This window comes from Mesotoga infera (assembly GCA_011045915.1).
Lineage (GTDB): Bacteria > Thermotogota > Thermotogae > Petrotogales > Kosmotogaceae > Mesotoga > Mesotoga infera_D.
Genome location: DSBT01000376.1, coordinates 1 through 5742, shown reverse-complemented (window position 1 = coordinate 5742; position 5742 = coordinate 1). Strand labels below are relative to the sequence as shown.

Annotated in this window: 5 protein-coding genes; all 5 read right to left on the bottom strand. The window is 48.3% G+C overall.

Annotated elements, in window-relative coordinates:
* Window positions 1-31: 31 nt before the first annotated feature.
* Entirely contained in the window at window positions 32-1243 is a 1212-nt protein-coding gene (locus ENN47_12240; protein ID HDP78918.1) for an aminotransferase class I/II-fold pyridoxal phosphate-dependent enzyme, read from the bottom strand.
* Between the two features lies 1 nt (window position 1244).
* Window positions 1245-1712, bottom strand: a complete 468-nt coding sequence (locus tag ENN47_12235) for a RidA family protein (GenBank protein ID HDP78917.1) — start codon at window positions 1710-1712, stop codon at window positions 1245-1247.
* Between the two features lie 28 nt (window positions 1713-1740).
* Window positions 1741-2358: a transcriptional regulator gene (locus tag ENN47_12230; GenBank protein ID HDP78916.1), complete on the bottom strand. Its 618-nt coding sequence runs from the start codon at window positions 2356-2358 to the stop codon at window positions 1741-1743.
* 88 nt (window positions 2359-2446) lie between these two features.
* Complete coding sequence (locus ENN47_12225) at window positions 2447-3802, bottom strand: TldD/PmbA family protein (GenBank protein HDP78915.1); 1356 nt, start codon at window positions 3800-3802, stop codon at window positions 2447-2449.
* Window positions 3803-3807: 5 nt separating this feature from the next.
* Window positions 3808-5196 carry a TldD/PmbA family protein gene (locus tag ENN47_12220; GenBank protein HDP78914.1) on the bottom strand — a complete coding sequence of 463 codons (1389 nt, stop codon included), beginning with the start codon at window positions 5194-5196 and terminating at the stop codon, window positions 3808-3810.
* Between the last annotated feature and the right edge of the window lie 546 nt (window positions 5197-5742).

Here is a 5742-nt window from a genome sequence, read left to right as displayed (position 1 = left end):
CTTCAATCAGTTTCTTCATAGGAATGAATCTTCACCTCCACCTGTTATATGTCTCGGATACTGCGTACCCGCGTCTTGCTGCCGCATCGAAAAGAAATCCCAGTGACTCTTCTATCTTTCCTCTAGGCGCAGCGATGTTCATTCGCGTAAAACCCTTGCCGCCTTTTCCATAGTTGACGCCTCTATCCAGATCGAGATATGCCTCGTTCAGCAGGAATGAGTACAGCTCATCATCATCTAGTTTAAGCCTCCGCCAGTCTATCCAGATTACGAATGACCCCTCTACTTCGGTCATTGTTACTGCCGGCATATTTCTGTAGAAAAAGTCTTTGATTATCGATACATTCTCCCACACGTACTTTCTCATCTCTTTGACCCAGTCGGCCCCATCCGGTCCGTAGCCTGCGCATACTGCCGCATGAACCAGCGGGTCTATGCTTCCGTAGTGATCGGCGTCTCGCTGGATTCTGAATTTCCTCCTTGTATAAGGGTCGGGAATGATAATATTGGCGTTGTTGACGCCAGTCAAATTGAATACCTTTCCAAGCGAGGTCGCAACTATCGATTTGCTTTCCCTTCCGGCAACAGTAGAGTAAGGAATAGCCGCATTGCCGTTGAAGGTTATCTCTCCGAATATCTCGTCACTGAAGACAAGTACGTTGTATCTCTGTGCAAGCGAGGATAGTCTCTCCAGATCCGAAAGACTCCAGACCTTTGCGATGGGATTGTGAGGATTGCATAATACGAAAAGCCTGTTCTTACCAACCTTCATGCATCTTTCGAGGTCGTCGAAATCCATTGAGTACTTTCCATCTTTATAGATCAGAGGATTGCTTACTATCTCTCGATTTATCCTTCTTACGGCCTGTTCGTATCTGTTGTAGACAGGAGGCTGTACGATAACGCCGTCTCCCTCTTTCGTGAATGCCCTGATGGCCGTCGCAACCGAATGAATCGTTCCGTATGTAGGTACTATCCAGTCTCTCTCTATCTCCCAGTCACGCATGTTTTTCATCCACCACTGCACGCTGGAAAGATACTTTTCGTCGGCAAGTGTAAATCCCAAAAGGCCATTCCTAGCTCGTTTAACAAGAGCATCTATTATTGCAGGAGCAGTCTTGAAATCCATCTCTGCGCCGGCATAGCTGATCATGTTCATCTTCCTGACTACATCGGGAGTGAGTATGCATTTCATGTTGCCCTGATTCTCTCTGTTTACCAGAGTATCGAAGTCATAGTCCATATTAATCGTTCTCTCTAATCTCGATTACTGCCTCAATCTCGACCGTGAAATCCAACGGCAGCTGGTTCGTTCCGACTGCAGTGCGGGCGTGCCTTCCAGCCTCTCCGAATATTTCATACAGGAGTTCCGAAGCCGCATTCGCAACGATATGCTGCCTGTCGAAGCCCGTTTCGCTGTTCACGAAGGCCTGGAGCTTCACGATGCTAACTACCCTGTCGAGATCACCGAGGTAAGCCTTTACGGCTGCCAGCATGTTGACAATACAGAGTCTTGCTGCTTCCTGGGCGTATTCGATTGATCTCTCGTTTCCCACTTTCCCCGTGTAGAAGGGCTTTCCGTCCTTCATCGGTACCTGACCCGAAACGAAAAGAGCATTTCCGAGCCTTTTCACGGGAATATACATGGCTTGTGGCGGTGAAGACGGCGGCAGATCGATTCCCAGTTCCTTTATCCTCTTCTCTATAAGCATCATCTTCTCCTCTTTTTCTTTATTTATGTCAGCCGCTTTCCTTTATGTACTTGTATATCGTATATCTAGATAGATTTAGACGGCTTGAAACATACGGGACGGCTTTAGAAAACTCGAAGGCCTTTTCTCTCTTCAGGAGACTTATCAATCTTAGTCGGTCCGACTTGTTCATTCTTTCGATGGGCTTGCCTATAGCTTCAAGACAGCTGTCGAAGATCGAAGAGAGCTTGTTCTCTCCAGCTTCGCTTATGGCAGACTGCAAATCGGATTCGACCTTCATGAAGTTCTCCAGAACGTTTGAAAACTCCCTCATGTATGTGAAGTCATAGTTTATCCCAAGCGCAAAGTGATAATCCTCTCCCTTCAGATGGAAGGTCGTTGACTTTATGAATTTTCCGGATTTGTACACCGCTAGATGGTTTATGAAATCACCTTCCAGATATGAGGATTTGTACTTAGCGAGATCGCCGTAAACGTCTTCCGTCGAACCCGCTTTCCTGTTCGTGACGTGCCCGTTGTAAATAACAACTATCGGATGCTTTGGGACGCTCATATCATGAACCAGCGTTTCGCAGTTGCTGCCAAACATCTCTGATATGCCTCTTGCAAGTCTGTCGAGAAACTTCAACGCTTCCTTCTTCTTCATATCCATCGATTCACTCCCTTGCTTAACAGTCAAAACCGGCTGTTGAACATCTGTTAATTTGAGTATACGGAAGCCGGTTTAGAGGATATCATTTTCCATTGATCTGAAGCCTTTCCACCAGAAGACTGGGACCGCCAACGCAATAACTTTTGCGAAGGAACTCCTCGATATATAGATCATTCCCAGCCGCGCTCACCCTGGCAAACAAGTCGGTCAACCTTCCATTGATCGTTAACCCCGTTACGTTGTGGTCGGGCTTACCGTTCTTTATTAAAGTTCCTCTGCAGGGAATAGAGAAGCCGCCCGAACCTATGTTGATCGAGTGAAAGACATCATATGAATGAGTGATGTAAACTCCTTCGCCGATCTCCTCCATCATTTCCTCAAGGGAGTTTTCACCCGGCTCGACATAGAAGATCTTCGGCGTTATTATGATATCTGTCGGGATCGATCCGCTGAGCAGGGCGTACCTACCTGCGTTTCCGCTTGAAGATGAGTCCAGTCCGGCAGCACTCGAGATATTGTGCATCATTCCGACGAGCTTTCCCCTCTCCACCAAGAGCTGTTTTTCGGAGGGAGTTCCTTCACAATCGAATTCGTAATGATATCCGGTCAGCTTATGAGACGGCGAATCGGTAATTGAAAGTGCCGAAGATCCGATCGCTTCTCCCAGTTTTCCAGAGAGTGCCGAAGAACCGTTGTTGTACTTCATTCCGCTGAAAATCTGCCACGCCGTCATCATTATATTCGTTACGACGGTGCTGTCCAGCAATACCGGGTAGACTCCCGATCTGAGCTCCGTCGCATTGTACTGATGCCTCAGACTGGCTGCTATTCTCTCTCTGAACTTATCGAGATTCAGGCTGCCTATATCGGATACACTTTGAAAGAAAGTGGCGTCGTATTGGTCGCCGTCTTTCTCCGCCATCACAGTTGCCCTTACGGAGTAGAGATTCATGAACGATTCAACGTCGAGCCCATTAGAGTTGATCACGTTTCTCGAATGATTGTCCGAGTAGATCTCGATTGTGACGCTGGAAATACTGGTGTCGGCCTCTCTCAAGGTTTTTTCAAGCTTCTCTGCCGTCAGTTTCATTGAGCCCAAGTCGGGTCTTACAGATTCATTGTCGACTCCTGCTGTTCGTTTGACGGTTGACTCGTTGAGTTTGTCCTTCTGCCGACGCTGGACAAAATTCGAGTTGTTGAGACCCCTTAGAAGGACTTCCATCGGTTCTTCTTCCAGATCTTGGGTATATGCGTAGCCCGTCTTCTCGTCGGAAACGCGTATGAAAAGCTCGGTGGTATCGGAAGAACGCGTTTCGATTATCTCTCCATTCGCACACTTGATCACGGTGCTCGCATTGCGTTCGGCATCCACTTCGGCCTCGGAAAACCTTGCGGGAAGAGCCTCCATTATGTTTCGATACTTTTCGAGATAATCCATTCAGATCAGTCCTCCCCACCGACCGGCATGAGCGATATCCTCATCCTAGGCTGAAAACTCGTGACGGGGCACAATCCGGAATCGGCACCACAGAAGCCACCGCTGTCAGTCTTCAGATTGAATCCAACCACGTCGACTTTCTTGATCATGTCAATGCCCCTTCCGTTGAGAACGAAGCCGCTTCTTAGCCTGTGGGATATCTTACCGTTCTTTATCCAGTATCCTTCGCTGACGGCTATGGAAAACTCTCGTCCGCCGGTTCCTCCCCCCAGCCTCTTGACGAAAAGGCCTTCGTCGACAGAGCTGATCATCTCTTCATCATCGTCGCTTCCAGTGGCGAGATATGTGTTGCTCATTCTTGGTACTGGAGCGTATGTGTATCCCTGCCTTCTTCCACTTCCCGTAGATGGGATTCCCAATCTTCTTCCGCAGAGCCTGTCACACAAGTATCCCTTCAGGACCCCATCCTCTATAAGAACATTCTTTCTAGTAGGGAACCCTTCATCATCGATTGCCGCGGAGCCGTATAGACCCGGTATCGTCCCGTCATCGATCAGCGTAACCTTTTCCGAAGCGACGACCTGCCCAACTTTGCCCGCAAAATCGCTCGCGTTTCTTGAGACAGCAGAGGCCTCAAGTTGATGACCGCAGGTTTCATGCCAGAAAGTGCCGCATGGTCCGGCCTCAAAGACTACCGGGACGATACAGGACTTCACCGGAACGGCTCTTAGATCCTCTGCCATATCCTTTATAAATTCTTCGGCAAAGGAGGTGTAGTCGTTATCTATCCGGAAGGCCTCGAATCCCTGCGGGCGTGTAAAGTCTCCCCATTCGTACTTCGAGCGGCCTTCGGCCTCGACCGTGGCCTGAAGTCTCAATCTGCTCGTTATACGCCTGTCTTCGGTTTTAAGTCCTACGCTGTTGTAAATCTCGATTCTTTGATCTGTATCGAAGTAATCGATATTCAGTTGTCTGATAATCTCTCCTGCGCTTCTCGCCGCAAGGCTCGTCTCTCTAAGTATCCTGATCTTTCTTTCATGACCCACCGAGGAGGGAAATATCTCGAAACTATTTGGGTTTTCCGCTTTCTGCATGGAAAAAACAATATCTCCGGTGAATCTCTTGGAACAGGAACTCATGAGCTCCGAGGCTCGCTCTGCACAGTCGATGAGGCCACGGGAGCTAAGATCGTTTGTGTAAACGTAGACGCTTTTTTCACCACAGAGGACGTATATTCCAGCCCCTTTGATACGAACGGTAGTTAGGCCGCTTATGGCGTCTCCAGAGCATTTTATGTTCAACTCATCCTTGTCTTCAATGAAAATCTCTGCGAAATCTCCGCCCTTTGAAAGAGCTTTCGAGATAGCTTTCTTCAGAATATCCTCTTCAAGCACAGTGAACCTCCCAAACCAGAGGTGAGGATAAACACCTTTTCATGCCTCACTTCCGGAATTCTCTATCGCTAAACATTTCAATCCGTCATGCATATAAAAACCGCGTTACCCGTCAACGGTCCACCGTCCAGAAGACCGGTTCTTCGTTGCTCCTTGTTGGAACCAGATCCTGGGTCAAGTCCGGGATGACTGCAGACCAAATCGTTTTTTCACCATATCCGAGGCACTCCCAATTTCATCATTCTGAACGTGGTCCGTTCTTGGTGTGCACACCCCGTCGACGATGGAGCCGTCGCCACCCCTCTCGAGAGGGGATTAAAGAGCTCTTAAAGGCTCTTCGATATCCCAGATCCTTACTTGGCATCTTTGCTTTTCCCTTCTCTATACTCTACTCTCTGAATAAATGCTCTGACCAAGAACGGTTATTCCGAAAACGCCCAATTCCGTCATTCCGACAAAGCTCCTGGTCGGAATCTCAATGCTAGTGCTTCATGACTTCAACCAAGAACAAAGAAAAGATCCTCGCTCTGGAACGAAGAACAGGTT